Source organism: Chitinophaga sp. YR627 (assembly GCF_900114995.1).
Lineage (GTDB): Bacteria > Bacteroidota > Bacteroidia > Chitinophagales > Chitinophagaceae > Chitinophaga.
Window position 1 is genome coordinate 156,090 of record NZ_FOUX01000001.1, and the last position, 20,014, is coordinate 176,103.

The 20,014-nt window shown below is 47.2% G+C and carries 3 protein-coding genes; all 3 read left to right on the plus strand.

Annotated features, from left to right (window positions below; all coding sequences use genetic code 11):
• Window positions 1–45: 45 nt before the first annotated feature.
• Genes BMZ72_RS00430 through BMZ72_RS00440 form a run of 3 tightly spaced genes read left to right on the plus strand, consistent with a single transcriptional unit; the run spans window position 46 to window position 19,965 of the window.
• Window positions 46–13,335, plus strand: coding sequence for an SDR family NAD(P)-dependent oxidoreductase (locus BMZ72_RS00430; RefSeq protein WP_089804163.1), 13,290 nt, complete (start codon window positions 46–48; stop codon window positions 13,333–13,335).
• Window positions 13,336–13,341: 6 nt separating this feature from the next.
• Entirely contained in the window at window positions 13,342–19,077 is a 5,736-nt protein-coding gene (locus BMZ72_RS00435; protein WP_089804165.1) for an SDR family NAD(P)-dependent oxidoreductase, read from the plus strand.
• A gap of 60 nt (window positions 19,078–19,137) precedes the next feature.
• Window positions 19,138–19,965 carry a class I SAM-dependent methyltransferase gene (locus tag BMZ72_RS00440; protein WP_089804167.1) on the plus strand — a complete coding sequence of 276 codons (828 nt, stop codon included), beginning with the start codon at window positions 19,138–19,140 and terminating at the stop codon, window positions 19,963–19,965.
• The last annotated feature ends 49 nt before the right edge of the window (window positions 19,966–20,014 follow it).

A 20,014-nucleotide genomic window follows, 5' to 3' on the forward strand; every position in this document is an offset into this window, starting at 1 on the left:
ATTGTCGCAGAGAACTCTCTACACTCTGCAGTTAAACCTTATTGTATGAATGTTAATCTTGGTGTAAATAAAGCGGAAATTATCACAGCTTTACCTGCAACTGTTATTACCGTAATTGATAAGCTGGAAGAACATATACCAGACACAAATGGGGTGGTAAGCGCTATGAAAACAGAAAGTGCATCGCATCTTTCTGTACTGGATAAGCTGCTGACGGAATTGTTATGGTGGCAGTTAAAAAAATCAGATGTACTAAAGACAGGAGGCCTTGTCAGAAGTGAATACCACAGACCGCAACAACTACCCGCTTTTTATGAACGCTGGCTGGATGAAACCTTACGGGTATTAGTGAGTGCGGGGTATTTACAAAAAGAGGACAACAAATTTACCCCAACAGGAAAGGGAAGTTCCTTAAAAGACGCCTGGTCTGCCTGGGAGACGGCGAAGGTGACCGACCTGTCTGACGTGAACGTCAAGGCACAGGTGGCTTTACTGGATGCGACTATGAAGGCATTACCGGATATTCTTTCCGGAAAGGTGCCGGCAACAGATGTGTTGTTCCCCGAAGGCTCTATGAAACTCGTAGAGGGCATTTATAAACACAATAAGGTCGCGGATTATTTTAATGAAGTGTTGTCGGAAACGTTGACTGCCTATTGCCAGGAACGAATCAGACAGGACAAAAATGTGCGCATCAATATCCTGGAAATAGGTGCAGGTACAGGTGGCACCAGTGCTATTCTGTTTAAGCAACTTGCGCCGTTCCGTGAGCATATAGAAAGCTATTGTTATACTGATCTTTCCCGCGCGTTCCTGATGTATGCAGAGAACACTTATGCGCCGTCTGTTCCATATCTGCAATGCCGCATCTTTGATGTGGAGAAACCGGCAGTACAACAGGGAATAGAGCAGGGTAAATATGATATTGTGATCGCTGCCAACGTATTGCATGCTACCCGTAACATTCGCAGGACATTGCGTAATGCAAAGGCAGCTATGAAGAACAGGGGCTTGCTGATGCTCAATGAAATGAGTCATAATACACTGTTCACACACCTTACTTTCGGTTTACTGGAAGGATGGTGGCTGTATGAAGATGCACCGGTACGTATGGCAGGATGTCCCGGACTGTCGCCGGAGTCCTGGAAGAACGTCTTTATCGCGGAGGGATATGACAAGGTGTTTTTCCCTTCAGCCTATGGTATTGCGCTTGGTCAACAGATCGTGGTAGCTGAGAGTAATGGCATCATCAGACAACCAAGACCATCTTCTGTCACCAATGGAGATGTATCTTCCTCAGGACCTAAGTCATCAGCAGGTAAAACTGTACCTCTAAATACCAATGCTCCTGATGTAGATGGGGATGGGCTAAAAGGGAAAACGATCGCTTATCTGCAACAGATCATTGGAGAGACATTACGAATACCTGCCGGTAATATCAAGCCAGCTGTTGCACTAGAAGACTATGGCATCGATTCAATCATAGTGGTGCAGCTGAATAAGGCGCTGGGAGAAGTATTTGCAGATCTGAGTAATACACTGTTCTTCGAATATCAGACTGTCAATGAACTGGCAGCTTATTTTATAAAAGCATATCCTGATAAACTGAAGGAGGTGCTACAACTGGATGCAAAGCAGGAAGAAACGCCTTTGGTGCCTGAGAAGGAAGCAAAGCCAGTGACGGCTAAAAAGATACCTGTTTTTAAAGGAGTAAAGAAAAAGGAAACAGTAGCGGCAGTTAAGGAAGCAGCGCAACCTTCCGTAAGAGAGCCCATTGCTATTATTGGTATCAGTGGACGTTATCCGGGAGGAGATAACCTGACCGCTTTCTGGGAGAGCCTTAAAGCCGGAAAAGACAGCATCAGTGAAATACCGTCAGATCGCTGGTCACTGGACGACTTTTATGTACCTGATAAAACAGCTGCCCTGGAAAATGGAAAGAGTTACAGCAAGTGGGGCGGATTTATCAACGGACATGCCGATTTTGATCCCCAGTTTTTTAATATATCCCCAAGGGAAGCGGTCAATATTGATCCGCAGGAACGTTTGTTTTTACAGGCGTGCTGGGAGGTGATGGAAGATGCTGGTTATACCCGGCGTCAGATCGCGGAGCAGTTCGCACACCGGGTAGGCGTATTCGCGGGTATCACGCGTACCGGGTTTGATCTGTACGGGCCTGAATTGTGGCGGAAGGGCGCTGCCTATTTCCCCCGCACGTCTTTTAGTTCACTGGCTAACAGAACGTCTTATTTACTTAATCTGCGTGGTCCCAGTATGCCGGTTGATACCATGTGTTCTTCCTCACTGACGGCTATACACGAAGCCTGCGAGCATCTGTATAGGAACGAGTGTGACATGGCCATTGCCGGTGGCGTGAACCTGTATCTGCATCCTTCCAGTTATGTACTGTTTTGTTCGCAGCAGATGCTTGCGGCAGATGGCAAGTGTAAGAGTTTTGGCGAGGGTGGAGATGGTTTTGTTCCCGGTGAGGGCGTAGGCGTTGTACTGCTGAAAAAGCTGTCACTGGCGGAAAGAGACAATGATCATATCTATGCAGTTATAAAAGCTTCGGGTGTAAACCACGGCGGAAAAACGAATGGGTATACCGTACCCAATCCTGTGGCGCAGGCCGCATTGATCAGCGAAACGATTGCGAAAGCAGGTATTGAAGCCGAAGCGATCAGTTATATAGAAGCACATGGCACAGGTACTGAATTGGGAGACCCGATTGAGATCACCGGTTTAACGCAGGGATTTGCAGCAGCAACAAATCAGTTTTGTTCCGTAGGAGCTGTGAAGTCAAATATCGGACATTGTGAAGCTGCTGCGGGTATTGCCGGCATCACAAAAGTGATCCTGCAAATGAAACATGGACTGATAGCCCCGACCTTACATGCAGAGACGCTTAATCCCAAAATAAGATTTGAAGCAACTCCTTTTGTTGTTAAACGTGAACTGACGGAGTGGAAACGACCCGTGAAGGAGCAGAATGGTCTGCTACAGGAATTGCCAAGAATAGCGGGTATTTCTTCTTTTGGCGCTGGTGGATCCAATGCACATGTACTGGTAGAGGAATATATTTCGCAGGTAAGAGAGCAGGTGGTGTATGATCAGTTGGTGATCGTATTGTCTGCACGCACAAAGATACAATTAGACGAAAAGGTCCGGGACCTGTTACAGTTTATTAATAGCGAAGGTCAGTCTGCAGAGTTGGCTGACATTGCTTATACTTTACAAACGGGTAGGGAAGAAATGGAGCAGAGAGCTGCGTTTGTCTGTTCGTCTGCAACCGCGCTCAGGGAGATACTTGCAGCTTATCTGTCATCAGAGAATGAGCCTGCCGGTGTTTATCGCGGACAAGTGAAAAAGGGTCAATCCTCACCAGTTATTTTCACTAATGACGAAGACTTCCGGGATACACTGGCCACATGGATCAGTAAAGGTAAGCTGGAGAAACTGGCTGAGTTGTGGACGGGAGGACTGGAGATTGACTGGTCTTTATTGTATAATAATGGTATGCCCCGGAGAATTAGTCTGCCGGTCTATCCATTTGCGCGTGAAAGATATTGGTTCCCGGAGCTGGATCAGCAGGGTAGTGGTCAGACAGCTGATAAATCTTCTATTGTAAAATCAGCTATTAATACGGATAAGCATGAACTGCTGACCTTTGAAGAAGTATGGATACAAAAAGCTTTGTCAACTCCGGCACTGCCGGCGGCAGGTATCTTATTATGCGTTGTTGAAGATACAGCCAGTATAAACACTATTTCCGCGTCTGTTGCGTCGCTGTTGCCGGCTGTGAAATTGTTGTTTGTGACAAAGGATCATGTAGAAGGCGGGGATAATATATTCCAGCTTGATAAAGATAAAGCAACTGCTTACAAGACGGTCTTCAATAAGATCAAAGCGGCATATGGTGTTGTAGATGGTGTATTATACGCAGGCCCCGCCAATGAAGTGGCCTACGAAGATATTCTTTACCTGTTGCAGGGACTCCTGTCAGCAGGATTAAAGGCAGGACGCCTGTTATTGAAAAGTGCTTATGCATCCACACTTGAGAAATGTTATGCATTTTCCTGGATAGGTTATGCGCGTTCGCTGGGCTTTGTATTTCCTGGTATGGATATACATGTTGTATTACATGCAGCAGGGGATGCCCTGAACATGCAAACAGTACTGGGGGAATTATGGTATACGGGAAATCACGTTGCGCACTACGAAAATGGCGTCCGTACGGTACCTCAACTGGAAGAACGTAATATACAAACAGGTAGACTGCCATTATTGAAACAAGGCGGTACTTATGTGGTTACAGGCGGTTTCGGCGGACTGGGATTATTGTTCAGTGCTTATTTAAGCAACACCTGGAAGGCCAATGTGGTGATGACTGGTCGTCGCCGTTTGTCCGTCGAAGAAGAAGCGAAAGTATCGGTGATACAGCATGACAATAATAAGGTGATCTATGTACAGGCCGATGTGAGTGATATTGCTGCTATGGAGCAGGTAAGAGCTGCTGCAAAACAAATTACGGGTGAGATATCAGGTATACTGCATATAGCCGGTGTACAGAGTCATACGACTATCGGTGACAAACATTATGACGACTTTACATCAGTATTGTCTTCGAAGATCAGGGGTAGCCAGGTATTGGACGAAGTGTTTGGTCAGGAAGCGCTTGACTTTGTATGTTATTTTTCTTCTTCCTCTGCTGTACTGGGTGATTTTGGCTCCTGTGATTATGCGATTGCTAACCGCTTTCAGATGAGTTATGGCGCTTTACGCCGCACAGCAGGTTTTAAAGGCGTTACGACTGTGATCAACTGGCCATTGTGGCGTGAAGGAGGTATGAGTCTTGGTGAAAGTAGTTCACTGGACTTATACCTGAAGAGCAGCGGTCAGGGTTATCTGGAATCAGCGATGGGATTATCTGTTTTTGAGTCATTGTTGCGGGAGGGCGATGTAACGCGATTAGTGATGTATGGGGATAGCACCCGTATTCACCAGATGCCGTTGCTGTCAGCAGAGACAGAATTGCCTGTACCGACGATCGTATCAGTGAATGGTGCTGGTCGTAGTGCAGAGATGCATGGCTGGTCTGTTGCGGAATGTTTGCTGTGGGATTTACGCCGCCAGGTGAGTGAATTATTGCAACTGGGCATGGAAAAGGTTGCAGCAGATGTAAATCTGGCAGATTTTGGTTTTGATTCAGTGAGTCTGATGCAGTTATCCAAACGCTTAACTGCCTATTATGATGTAGAAGTGACACCAGCTGTATTTTTTAGTTATGCTACATTGGAGAAGTTGCAGGAATATTACCTGGATGAACACACAGAAAAGATCAATACATTTTATAGCGAAGCGCATACGGTAGTTGTGCCGGGTAAACGATCTGTAGCTGAACCTCGTTCTTTTGCTGCGTCGGCTACGCCTGCACAAACGTCTGTTTCAAATAATGATGCAGATGAACCAATAGCAGTCATCGGCATGAGTGGCCGTTTCCCACAGGCAGGTAATATTGCCGAAATGTGGAAGTTGGTTGCAGAAGGAAAGAGCGCCATTGCAGAAATTCCTACCACAAGATGGGATTGGCGCGAATATCATGATGAACAGATTGTGCCTGGTAAGTCTAATTCTAAATGGGGTGGGTTTATTCCAGATGTAGATCAGTTTGATCCGCTGTTCTTTGAGATCGCACCTCTGGAAGCTACCTATATGGATCCGCGTCAGCGTTTACTATTACAGGAGGCCTGGGCTGCTTTGGAAGATGCCGGATATGGTCCGGCTCAGATCAGTAGCAGTAAGGTCGGGATGTTCGTAGGCGCTGAAGATGGTGAATACCAGATCTTAACCGGCGGACAGGGGAGTATTACTTCCAATCATGCCGCTATTATGTCGGCAAGACTCTCTTATTTCCTTAATCTCGACGGACCAAATATTAGTATCAATACCGCCTGTTCGTCAGGACTGGTCGCTTTGCATCTTGCCTGCCAGAGTTTACGGAGTAATGAATGCGATACGGCTTTGGCAGCTGGTGTGAACCTGTTACTGACGCCGATGTCTTATGTGCAGATGAGCCAGGCCGGTATATTATCACCTGATGGAAAGTGTTTCACTTTTGATAAACGGGCGAACGGCATGGTGCCGGGTGAGGCAGTTGCTGTCGTGGTACTGAAGAAGCTCTCTGCTGCGATCGCAGCCGGTGATCCGGTGTATGCGGTGATTGACGGCAGTGGTGTAAACTATGATGGGAAAACAAACGGTATTACAGCTCCAAATGGTAATTCCCAACGGGCATTACTACAGGATGTTTATAACCGATATCATATTGATCCGGCAACCATTGACTATGTGGTAGCACATGGAACCGGTACTAAACTGGGAGATCCTATTGAGGTGAATGCCTTAGCCCAGGCATTCCGGAGTTATACGGATAAACAGGGCTATTGCGCGATCAGTTCTGTAAAGACCAACTTCGGACATACCTTCGCCGCTTCCGGTCTGGTAAGTCTTATTTCATTAGTGAAAGCTGTACAGGAGAAGGTGATCCCTGCCAGTCTGCATTTTGAAGAACAGAATGAGTTCATTCACTGGAATGGCAGTCCTTTTTATGTGCCCCGTCAGGCGGCAGCGTGGCCGGAAGTCAATGGGAAAGCAAGAACAGGTGCCGTAAGCTCATTCGGTATGAGTGGCACGAATGCGCATGTAGTGGTGAGCAGCTATACCAGGGAGAATACTTCTGCCGGGCCTACTTCAGGGCCGGTATTGCTCTTGCTGTCGGCTAAAACGGAAGAGGCATTACTCCGTAAAATGGAAGATATGATCGCCTATCTGCATCACACCAGCGAAAGCCTGTTTCAGATAGCTTATACTTTGCAGGAAGGACGTCATCATTTTTCACATCGTACGGCTATTGTCGTGCAACAACAACAGGATGCGATACAGACCTGGACCAGGGCTTTGAACCAGGAGAAGTTACCCCACCTCTTCAGCAATAAGGTATCCCGTGATTTTAAAGTACAGGCAGCTCTACTGGGATATGGTACTGAGTTGCTGCGTAAGTGTTCCGGCAATCAATTACCTGCGCAGGAGTATCGTGAGTCATTATATGCGTTAGCAGAACTGTACTGTCAGGGTTATGATTTCCCCTGGCGCGAACTATACAGCGATGTGCCGCAACGTTTACATCTGCCGGTCTATCCATTTGAGCAGGAGCACTACTGGGTAGCGGAAAAGCAGATAAACGGAGGTAATACCGGTACCTCCCATATCGGAGGCTTATTACATACAAATACATCTACGCTGGATGGTCTTGTGTTCAGCTCAACTTTTAAAGGGAACGAATTTTTCCTGGCGGACCATGTCGTGAAGGGGAAGAAGATCTTGCCAGGCGTCGCACATATAGAGATGGCATACACTGCCTTGAAACAGATAGCCGCCGGATATGCAGCAGAAGGAACTGGTGTGATATTGAAAAATATTACCTGGATGCGTCCTGCCATACAGGAGAATGGGCCATTGCAGATGAAAATATCATTGACCGCTAATGAAGATGGTCAGATCGATTATCAGATCCATAGTATAAGTGCTAATGGACGTGAAAATATGCTGAACAGCACAGGCACTGCATATATAATGGCGGAGGCAATACCGCCTGCATACGATCTTACTCAATTGAGAAGGGAACTGGGTAATACGGTTGACGGAGAGAGGGTATACAATACGTTCAGCGGGATAGGACTTGATTACGGCGCCTCCTTCCGTGGTATCAGCCAACTGTATACAGATGGTGTACAGGTATTGGCTCGCCTGTCATTACCTGAAAGCCTTTTCTCTGCATCATATGCGCTACATCCGGGAATGATGGATGCAGCTTTGCAGTCATTTATAGGATTTGTATTTGGCAACATTGCGCATCCGGAGGAACTGGATAACAAGTCATTAAAACCAGCCTTGCCATTTGCGTTGGATAGTATAAGCGTTTTTGGCGTCTGTCAAGCGGAGATGTGGGCATTGACCCGTTTTAGCGAAGGCTATAGTGCAGAAGGCAGTATTCAGAAGCTGGATATAGATATCTGTGATAATGCAGGAAATATAATAATCAGTCTCAGGGGCTTTACGACGAGAACATTGACGGAAGAAGTGGCGGCTGACAATAAGCAGGATGCCGGTACACCAGTAGGAAAACTATTGCTGCGACCAGTATGGAAGACCATTCGTCATCAACAGGATACCTTATATCCGGCGGCAGATGCGAAGATACTTGTTGTTGTACATAATGGAAATGAACGTCATGCAGTTGCCGCTTACTATCCGGATGCCCATTTCCTTATCATTACGGGGCAGGAATCAGTTACCGTGCTTGAAGAGAAACTGGCGGCTGTTGAAAAGATAGATCATATCATCTGGCAAGCTGCTGCAACAGGTACATACGCGGTTGATGCAGAGGGTATGATAACAGCACAGGAGGGTATCGTGTACGCATTGTTCCGGTTTGTCAAAGCATTACTGAAAGCAGGCTATGGGGCAGAAAAATTAGGCTGGACGATCCTTACGAGGCAGAGTCTTTCTATCGCCAGGGAAGAACAGGTAAACGCTGCACATGCTGCTATACATGGTCTTGTTGGTGTTATGGCAAAGGAGTATCCTAACTGGAAAGTAAGACTGGCGGATCTCGGTCAGGAACATGAACTGCCGGAGAGTCTCTTCCGGATGCCTGCCGATCCTCATGGAAATGCGTTCGTCTATCGTGGAGGACAGTGGAAACAGCAGGAACTGATTGTTTATGAACAGCAACGACAGGAACTTACCTCTTACAGACAGGAGGGCGTGTATGTAGTGATCGGTGGCGCTGGTGGCATCGGAGAGGTGTGGACCGATTATATGATCAGCCGTTACAAGGCACAGGTGATCTGGATCGGCAGACGTGCTTATGATAAGGACCTAGAAGAGCGCATTAATAAACTCAGTATAAAGGGACCAGCGCCTGTTTATTATACGGCTGATGCGACCAGTTATGCGTCATTACATACCGTATATGAACAGATAAAACAGCGTTTCGGAAAAATAAATGGTGTTATTCATTCTGCCATTGTTTTGCAGGATCAGGGCTTAGGGAATATGACAGAGGAAAGATTCCGTGCAGGACTTTCTGCAAAGCTGGATGTAAGTGTCCGGCTGGCGCAGGTATTTGCTGCTGAGGAGCTTGATTTTGTGCTTTTCTTCTCTTCCATGACCACCTTTACCAAAGCACCGGGACAGAGTAATTATGCAGCCGGTTGCACGTTTAAAGACGCCTTTGCATTACAGCTTGCCCAGACCTGGCATTGCCCGGTGAAAGTCATTAACTGGGGTTATTGGGGCAGTGTAGGTATTGTTGCCGATGACAGCTACAGGGAGCGTATGGCATTGGCGGGATTTGATTCGATTGAACCCGCAGATGGAATGGAGGCGTTAGAAGCATTACTGGCATCGCCGGTTGAACAACTGGCATTTATTAAAACCTGTAAACCTTTGCAGCTGGAAGGGATCAGACTGTCAGAAAGAATGACGGTGTATCCTGCTCCTGCACAGGTAAGTGCTCCTCGTACCATGAATGATGTAACAGGTACGCTGAAGCAGATAGTAGCAGCAACTACTGGTATTTCCGCTGAAAATATAGACGTGCAGGCCGCGTTTGGTGAATACTGTGCCGATCCGGAGGTATTTGCAGCAATAGCAACCGGTATCAGTGAGCAGATGGATATTCATCTCAATGCAGGATTACTCATGTCTTTCACAGATCTGGCAGCATTGTGTAAACATGTACAATCGTTGACAGGAGGCAATAGCGCCGATTATAGTTCGCCGGAAAGACTGGAGCAGATCTGGCAGAAAGTAGGCGCTCAGGCACTGGAAATGGAACAGCTGCTCGCCAGACTATTATTTGTGCATTTAAGAGAACTGGGCTGCTTTACAAGTCCGGGAAGCTGTACGGTGTTAATGGAAAATGGCCGGATCGTCATTGGATATAAGAGATGGATGGAGGAAAGCCTTGCAGCATTGGTAAGAGCCGGACTCCTCACAGCAGAGCGTGGACAATATACGATCGCTGAAAAAGCACTGGAGCTGCCAGCGGCTGAGGTGCATCAGGAGTGGGCTGCCAAACGTTTGTTATGGCTGGAAAATCCGAACCTGAAGAACCAGGTCGTATTAGCAGATGCTACAGTAGGTGCGTTGCAACAGATCATTACAGGAAAGCGTCCGGCAACAGAAGTGATGTTTCCCGGTTCATCCATGGAGATGGTACAGGGAGTATACAAGGATAATCTGGTGGCCGATTACTTTAATGAGCTGATGGCGGTAGCATTGGTGAACTACCTGCAACAACGCCGTACAACAGATCCTGATCTGCGTCTCCGTATACTGGAGATCGGTGCAGGTACCGGAGGCACCAGTGCAATGATCTTTGGAAAACTCAAACCTTATCAGGAGCATATTGCTGAATACTGTTATACAGATATATCAAGAGCATTTTTATTACATGCGGAGAAAGCTTATCTACCGGATAATCCTTATATCCGGACTAAGATATTCGATGTAGACAAGCCGATACAACCACAGGGCATTGAAGCAGGTATGTATGATGTAGTGGTTGCAACAAACGTGTTGCATGCTACTTCCAACATCAGCAATACCCTGCGTAATACCAAAGCTGTTTTGCAGACAGGCGGCTTGCTGTTATTAAATGAGTTGCGTGCAAGTTCCTTATTTACGCATCTGAGTTTTGGACTATTAGATGGCTGGTGGTTGTATGAAGATCCGGAAGTAAGACTGCCGGGTAGTCCGGTACTGGTGGAAGACAGCTGGAGACGACAGTTGACAGATGAAGGTTTCAGCGATCTGCAATTCCCTGTAAAAGCGGCTCATCATCTCGGACAACAGATCATCATTGCCGCCAGCGATGGTATTGTACGGCAGCTTGTCCATCAACCACCTGTTGCGCCAGCAGTTACTGTACAGGCAAAACCGGTTGTAAAGAAATCTGCACCAATACAACAACAAGCAACAAACAGCAGACGTGCTGATAAAAGGGCCGGTCTGGAAGAGAAAGCCCTGGCTTATTTCAGGGACCTGGTGGGTGGCGTGCTGAAGATCCCAGCGCACAAAATAGACGTTGACGCTTCATTTGAATCTTATGGCATAGACTCGATACTTGTCGTACAGCTAAACAATGCATTGAAAGAGGTATTTGGAGAAGTATCCAGTACGCTGTTCTTCGAATACCAGGATATCCGTTCGCTCAGTGCCTATTTTATAGATACACAGAAAGAGGCGCTGATCAGCTTATTAGGAAGTGATGCGCCATCTGTCGGGCATACACCTCAGGAAGTAACGCAGCCTGCTAACACGCAGATAGCTGTTCCGGTAGCATTTGGCAGAAAAGCAAATGTGACAGCCGTTCAATCAGTAAACAGCTTTACGGAACAGAGAAATACCACTATACCCATTGCTATTATCGGTATCAGTGGGAAATATGCGCAGGCAGCTTCGCTGGATGCGTTCTGGGAAAATCTGAAGACAGGTAAAAACTGTATTACAGAGATACCGGAAGAGCGCTGGAACTGGCGGACACACTTCGATGAAGAGAAAGGGAAATGGGGTACTACCTATTCCCGCTGGGGTGGTTTTATTCCTGATATAGACCGCTTTGATCCTTTGTTCTTTAATATATCTCCTTTAGAGGCAGAACGTATCGATCCGCAGGAAAGGTTGTTCCTGGAGACATCCTACAATGCCATCGCTGATGCAGGTTATACCCCGGCTAAACTGGCGGTTGACCGGAAGGTGGGGGTATTCGCCGGTATTATGAACGGCAATTATATCACCGGACCAAGCTATCATTCTGTCGCTAACCGTGTGTCTTATGTGATGAACTTTCAGGGGCCTAGCCTGGCGGTAGATACCGCCTGTTCGTCTTCACTGACGGCTATTCATCTCGCTATCGACAGTATACGCAGCGGTTCCTGTCATTGTGCGATAGCAGGTGGTGTAAACCTGATCGTAGATCCTGTACACTATATGCGACTTTCAGCCGCAGGGATGTTGTCAGCAGGCGATCAGTGTAAAGCATTTGGTGATGGCGCTGATGGGTTCGTAGATGGGGAAGGTGTTGGTGCTGTGGTGTTGAAACCGCTGTCCAGCGCGATCTCAGATGGTGATCACATTTATGGTGTGATACAGGGTTCCGCTATTAATGCCGGCGGCCGCACCAATGGTTATACTGTTCCTAATCCTGTTGCGCAGGCACAGGTCGTGGCAGATGCACTGGATCGCGCGGGTATTGATGCACGGACAGTCACTTATGTGGAAGCGCATGGCACCGGTACTGTCCTTGGCGATCCTATAGAAGTAAATGGCTTGACACGGGCATTTTCAGCAACAACAGACGACAGGCAATTCTGTGCGATTGGTTCTGTCAAGACGAACATCGGGCATTGCGAAAGTGCAGCAGGTATTGCCAGTCTGACGAAAGTACTGTTACAGATGAAACATGGCCAGCTGGCGCCATCATTGCATGCCGCGCAAACCAATCCCAATATCAATTTTGCCAATACGCCATTTAAAGTACAATCGCAATTGTCCGACTGGGCCTCACCAAGAATAGCAGGTATTTCTTCTTTCGGAGCTGGTGGAGCTAATGCTCATCTGGTTGTTACTGAATATATACATGAACCTGTAGCGTTGACAACACAAGGATCTGTTATGATCGTTCTTTCTGCCCGTACAGCAGATCGTTTACAGGCGCAGGTGAGTTGTCTGCTGGATGCGGTATCTGTTGATGGTTTCAATGAAACGCTCGCTGCGATTGCTTATACTTTACAAACCGGCAGAGAAGCGCTGGAAGAACGGCTTGCATTTACGGTTGCCTCTATCGAAGAACTGAAGCAGCAGTTAGCTGCTTATCTGCAGGAGAAGCATACAGCTGTTTTCCGCGGACAGGTAAAGCCCAATAAGGATATTGTCGCTGTTTTCTCTTCGGATGAGACGCTGGCACAGGTAGCTGATCAGTGGTTATTACAGCGCAATGATACAAAGGTGCTGGAATGGTGGGTAAAGGGATTACAGATCAACTGGGAGTTACTATATACCGCAGATCGTCCGCGCAGGATCTCATTGCCGGGGTATCCGTTTGCCGGTGAAAGGTACTGGCAGGCAGCATTGCCGGTTAAGGAAAAAGCTACAGCGCAGGTTACTGCAAGAGATGATAAAGAATATTACGATTTGCTTGATGCTGTACTTAGCGAAGAGCTGAGCGTACAGCATGCCACTAATGAAATTGTAAAAATGCTTAACTGACAAGACATGAAAGAACTGGTTACGTATATATTGAATGAATTGAAAGCAGACCGGATATCCCGGTCTGAGGCAGTCAGATTGCTCAAACAGGCAGGTACTAATGGACCTGCGGCTGATACTATAGTGTTACATCCACTGATCCACCGAAGTACATCTACGCCCGGAGGTCAGGTATTTGAATCGGTATTCACAGGGACGGAATTCTTTCTTACAGATCACGTGGCTGCCGGAAGAAAGATAGTACCGGGAACGGTCTATCTGGAAATGGCAAGAGCAGCTGTTGCTCTGTCAACAGGTGTGGCAGAGGATGCAATTGCTTTATCGCGTGTCAGCTGGCAACAGCCTATGGTTGTAAGCGATGAAGCAGTAAATGTATATACCGCTTTACAGGTCCAGGAAGATGAGACTGTTTTCTTTGAGATCTATAGTGAGTGGGATGGTGTGAAAACGATTTATAGTAATGGATGGGCGGCGCTTACGGAAAGTGATGATACAGCCTCTTCTGATATAGCTGAACAGTCAGCCGAATTACCAATACTGTTGACGGGCGATGCGTGTTATCAGCTGTTTGAAAAAGCAGGTATGGTATATGGGCCTGCCTTCAGGGCTATTCAACAGATCTCTGGAAATGAGGAACGGGTAGTTGTTGATCTGTTGTTGCCGGAAGCCCTGGAATCTTCCATGGGTGATTATCCCTTACATCCTGTTTTACTGGATGCTGCTTTACAGGGAAGTATAGGTCTGACTATTGGCGATGCGGTAATGAAGAGTAAGGCGCCTTTTGCACTGGAGGCAGTTAAGGTATATCGTCCCTGTTCTGCACGGATGCAGGCAATTATTACTTATAGTAAAGGATATACGGGGTACGGCAATATTCAGCAGCTGGATATCCAGTTGAAAGACCAGCAGGGGAATTTGTGTGTCCTGTTGAAGGGGTTTACTTTCAGGTTACTTGATCTGGGTGTATCGGAACAGTTATTATTACTGGAGAAAAAGGAACTGCCATTTACTGCTGCGAATGATCCGGTAACACCGGATTATGAAAGACATGTCATCCTGTTGTATGGAGATGCTGTGCCATTCGCAGGAATTATACAGGAGGCGTTTGATAAAAGTAAAGTGCTTACGATCGAGACGGGTAGTGACACGCTTCCGGATAATTTTATGTCAAATGCTGAGCGGCTGTTTCTTGAAATAAAGCGTTTACTGGAAGTACGCGTGACCGGCAGGACGCTGTTGCAGGTAGTTATGACGGGTGCGCATCATTCGTTGCTGGCGGGTGGATTAAAGGGTATGTTGCAGACAGCGGTATTGGAATATCCGTTGCTGGATGCAAAACTAATTGAAACAGATGAAACAGGAACAGGGCTTATTGCAGTTTTAAAACAGCATGCAGGACCTGGACCATTATATGTAAAATACAGGGAAGGAAAAGGATGGCAGGAAAACTGGTCGCCATTGTCAGCAGGCAGCGACACGACGCCCTGGAAGGATGGAGGAGTATACCTGATCACCGGTGGAACCGGTGGTTTAGGACAGTTATTCGCCCGTGAAATACTGTCGCGTACCCAGGATGCGATTGTTATCCTGGCAGGCAGACGTGCGCAGGACAATAGTATTAGCTCGTTGCTGGAAGCGCTGAACAGTGAAACAGGGAAAGTCGTATACCGTCAGATGAACCTTTCAGACGCTTCGGCGGTAAATACGGATATCCAGGATATCGTATCTCTTTATGGTGGTTTGCATGGTGTTATACATAGCGCAGGATTGACAAAGGATGCCTATATCACCAAAAAAGATATTACAGATTTCAGAGAAGTATTGTTGCCGAAGGTGACTGGTACAGTCCACCTGGAGAATGCCTGTCGTGACATAGCGCTGGATTTCTTTATCTTGTTTTCTTCCGGAGCTGGTGTTACCGGTAATGCCGGACAGGCTGATTATGCAACAGCAAATGCCTTCTTAGATACCTTTGCGCTGGATCGTTCATCCTACGTTGCTGAACGAAAGATGAATGTAAGATGGTTATCTATCAACTGGCCCTTGTGGGAAGAGGGAGGGATGGATATAAGCCGGGAAGCGCGGCAGCTGTTATGGCAGACCACAGGCATGACACCTATGAGTACCACAAATGGTTTGCAGGCTTTTTATAAGGCCTGGGCTTCGCATAAGACACAGGTCCTGGTGATGCAGGGAGATCCGCAAAAACTGCAAACATTTTTCCGCCAGCCAGAAAAGCGAACGGAGAAGCGACAGACAACTTCACAAAAAAACATTCCTGTTATAGATAACAGCGTTGATATACAAGCGGCAGCGCTGACTTATTTTAGTCATCAGCTGGCGGACTTTGTCAAACTCCCTTATCATGAAATTGAGTCAGATGTGACGCTTGACAAATATGGCATTGAGTCTATATTGATGATGCAGCTCGTATCGCATTTTGAGAAACAGTTTGGTCCTCTACCAAGGACCTTATTTTTTGAGTATCAGACGATCGCCGAGCTAACAGGATACTTTATATCCGAACATAGCGCACAGTTACAAACAATACTGGGTGTAGGTAAGAAGCCTAATGAAGAAAAGGTAAGTAAACCGGTAGAACGACCTGTTGCATATCTCAGGGAAAAGAAGCCTTTAAAATCTACTTCAGCGAAGGCAGTAAACCCTACTGCTGACCGGGATAAAGAAGCCATTGCGATTATAGCTATTGAGGGCAGATATCCGCAGTCGGCCAATATCGCTGCATTCTGGGATAATCTGCGCTCAGGAAAAGACTGCATCACTACTGTACCGACGGAGAGATGGGACAATAGTCGCTACTTTGAGCAACGGTCGGCTGCCCCGGGAAAGACACATTGTAACTGGGGTGGATTCATATCAGCCGCCGATCAGTTTGATCCGCTTTTCTTTAATATATCTCCAAGAGAGGCTTCGCTGACGGATCCACAGGAGCGGCTTTTTCTGGAGACGGTGTGGCAGTTGCTGGAAAGTGCAGGTTATACAAAAGATACCCTGAAGCGAAAATATAACGGAGCAGTAGGTGTATTTGCAGGGGCCATGTATAATCATTATCAGCTACTGGGCGGTGGAGATGCCCAGGAGGCGGTAACTGCCTTATCGAGTCACAGCGCCATTGCCAACAGGGTATCCTATTATTTTAATCTGCAGGGGCCTTCCCTGGCTGTTGATACAGCCTGTTCTTCTTCTTTGGTAGCCTTGCATTATGCCTGTGAGAGTATCCGGAAAGGTGAGTGTAAAATGGCGATCGCCGGAGGAGTAAATGTGACAGTGCATCCGAAGAAATATACGGGACTGAGTCTGACGGGTATGATCGGCAGTCATCCGGACAGCCGGAGTTTCAGCGCAGGAGATGGATATCTCCCTGCGGATGGCGTCGGCGCGGTTTTGCTAAAACCCTTATCCGCAGCGATAGCAGATAATGATCATATACTGGCGGTGGTGCGATCTACGGCGATTAGTCATAATGGACAATCCAACGGATTTACAGTACCTAATTTAACGGCACAGGCACAGCTGATAGAACAGCATTTCCGCAATGCTGGTATCGATCCTTCTAAAGTCAGTTATGTGGAGGCTGCGGCGAATGGATCTGCTATGGGAGATGCGATTGAATTTGCCGCACTTTCCAGGGCTTTCAGGAAGTTCTCTGATCAACAGCGTTTTTGTGCTATAGGGGCTGTTAAGTCGAATATAGGACATGCAGAGGCGGCATCAGGTATGTCTCAGCTGAGTAAAGCTGTTTTACAACTACACCACAGACAGTTGGTGCCTACACTCAGAAAAGGAGCGCTGAATCCTGATATCATATGGGAGGATTCTCCGTTTTATCTGCAGGATCGCCTGGAGGAATGGAACAGGCCTTTCCCGCTACTCGCAACGGTTAGCTCTTTTGGCGCAGGTGGAACAAATGTACATGTGATCCTGGAAGAGTTCCGGAATGAAGCAGTGAAAGACGTGGTGGATAGCGGGACCTTTATCATTCCTCTTTCAGCGAGGAGCGCCAGACAATTACAAGCGCAAAAATTACAACTATCCGCTTTTCTGGATACACTTACGGATGTGTCCCTGACGAATATAGCGCATACTTTACAGACCGGCAGGGAGGCAATGCCTTACCGTTGGGTGGCCGTTGTAAAAGATATAACGGCATTAAAAACGGCATTGCAGCATGCTCCGGAACTACCCGCTGATATACAGGTTTATACCGGCGAGCCCGGAGAAGCCGATGCAGCTGTCAGGCGTATTCTCTCCGGTAGTTCGCAGCAGGTATTACTGGAAACAGCGGCAAGGGAGAAGAACTATGATCTGCTGGCATTATACTGGGCAAAGGGCGCGCAGCTCAACTGGTCAGATCTCATTTTATATACCGGGGCGAAGAAAATGGTCCTGCCGGGATATCCTTTTGAGAAACGTCGTTGCTGGGTAGAAACCACTGATACGCCGTATCCCATAGGGTCGAAACCTATGCAGACAAACGGGATCAATGGAGAGACAAAAGAGCTGGCTGATCTGATAGCGGCAATATCAGGCGTGGACAAAACCGAGTTGGATGCGGACAAACCGCTGGAAGAATATGGCATGGATTCCATGCAGATGATGCAGGTTGTACAGCAGTTACAGCTACATCATCATCCGGGCATACACCCGGGGCAACTGGTGGCTTGTCGTACGATCAATGATATCCGCGCAGTACTGGACGGGCTGGGAGGTTTTGTATCGAACCAGGTTGACCTGTCGCCATTTCCGGAGCTGATCAGGCTGAATGGCAGGAAGGAGGGCCGGCCCGTATTCTGGTTTCATGCCGCTGCGGGTGGGGTCGAGCCTTATCAGGCGCTGGCGCAGACCATTGAGCGTCCTTTTTATGGTATACAGGCCCGGGGGTATATGACTTCCCGGCAACCGCTGAAGGGTGTGAGCGCTATGGCTGCTTATTATGTACACATTATAAGATCAGTGCAGGCAACAGGGCCCTATGACCTGGGTGGTTATTCCCTGGGCGGTGTGATTGCTTACGAGGTGGCCCGGCAGTTACAGGAGATGGGGCAAAAGGTGAATACCATTGTGATGCTCGATTCACTGTATGGAGCAGAAGTATCTGCTGAGCGCTTCGATAAACGCGATGCGATATTACAGGCGGTGAACATGTCATTGTTCTCTGGAATCGTCCATTCTCCGGAACGCTTTAAAGAAATTCTTATAAACAGGTCACTTGTTAGTGATATAACGGATATGGATGAATTGATCTCAACGCTGATGGCACATTTTAAAGAACGGGGAGGTACGCAATCACTTGCCAGACTGGAGGAATTCATCAGACAGAGTGTACGGGTGCAGGAAGCATATGCAGTAGACCAGTATGAGGTATTCCCACTGCCGGATCCTACGGGAATAAAGTGTCACTACTTCCGGAATGGAAATGGATATTTTCTGGGAGAGCTGGCGCCGTTCTTTATGCTTAGTAAAGAGCAGCCAGCCTATGATCATATTAATTACTGGGCCGAGTGGGAGCAGCAGATACCGGATTTTGAGATGACAGATCTGGATGTGGCGAATCACATGATGCTGCTTTCCGATGAAACTGCCTACAATATTATTAGCAGTTATTGTCACAAAATATATGCGACAGACGGTACAAATAGTGCAACAGTAGCAGGTGCTGCTGTAAAAAGACGGAATTTGCTGCTGGAGGAAAAGATTGCTGTGACAGCAGGTGAATCGTAAAAAAAGGCTTCGGTTTCTGAAAAAAAAGAAACAAATTTGTCAGTATATAACCATTAAATCATGAAGACGGCTAATTTAGTCAGCGAAACACTTGAACAGTTTTATTCAGAAACGTACGAGGAAATCAGGCTTGAAGTAGGATTAGGTCCACTTGAATTTGAACGCAATAAGGAGCTTATTCAGCGCTTTTTACCTAAGAATGGAGTCGTGGCCGATGTAGGAGGCGGACCAGGCGTCTATTCTGCCTGGATGGCTAAAGCGGGGTATGAAGTTTACCTCTTTGACCCCGTTCCGAAACACATCGAGCAGGCTACAAAAAAAGCTGCCAAATACAAGAAGAATCCATTCAAAGCTATATTGGGTGAGGCACGGAAACTGGACTTGGCTGATGCATCTGCAGATGTGGTGATCCTGCATGGTCCGCTGTATCATCTGCAGGAGAAAAAAGACAGGATCGCCGCGCTCCGCGAAGCGTACAGAGTATTGAAACCGGGAGGCGTGCTGCTTGGTTTTGCGATTAACTATACGGCTTCGACGCTGGTAGGACTGACCAATGGTTATATCCATGATAAGGCATTCCTGGAGATGTGTCAGCAGGAACTGGCTACAGGTGTACACAATGCACCAGGCAGCTGGCCGGGTATTCTTCCGGAAGCTTATTACCACAGACCTTCCCAGCTGGCCGCAGAGGTAAAAGAGGCTGAGTTCGGGCATATTGATACTTTTGCGGTAGAAGGGGTGATCTGGCTGGACAGCAAGTATTTTGAAAACAGGTCAGATCCTGAGAAAAAGCAACAGCAATTTGCCCTGCTGAAGGCTACTGAAAATCATCCGGAAATGCTGGCTATGAGTCCGCATATGATGATTGCTGCCAGAAAGAACGCTTAAAATATATAGTACATAAAAGAGGAAAGGCTGTTCGCCATTGGCGAACAGC

Excerpts from the sequence above, each read along its gene's own strand:
- BMZ72_RS00430 (WP_089804163.1), top strand. The coding sequence starts at position 46 with ATGAATGTTAATCTTGGTGTAAATAAAGCGGAAATTATCACAGCTTTA.
- BMZ72_RS00435 (WP_089804165.1), top strand. The coding sequence starts at position 13,342 with ATGAAAGAACTGGTTACGTATATATTGAATGAATTGAAAGCAGACCGG.
- BMZ72_RS00440 (WP_089804167.1), top strand. The coding sequence starts at position 19,138 with ATGAAGACGGCTAATTTAGTCAGCGAAACACTTGAACAGTTTTATTCA.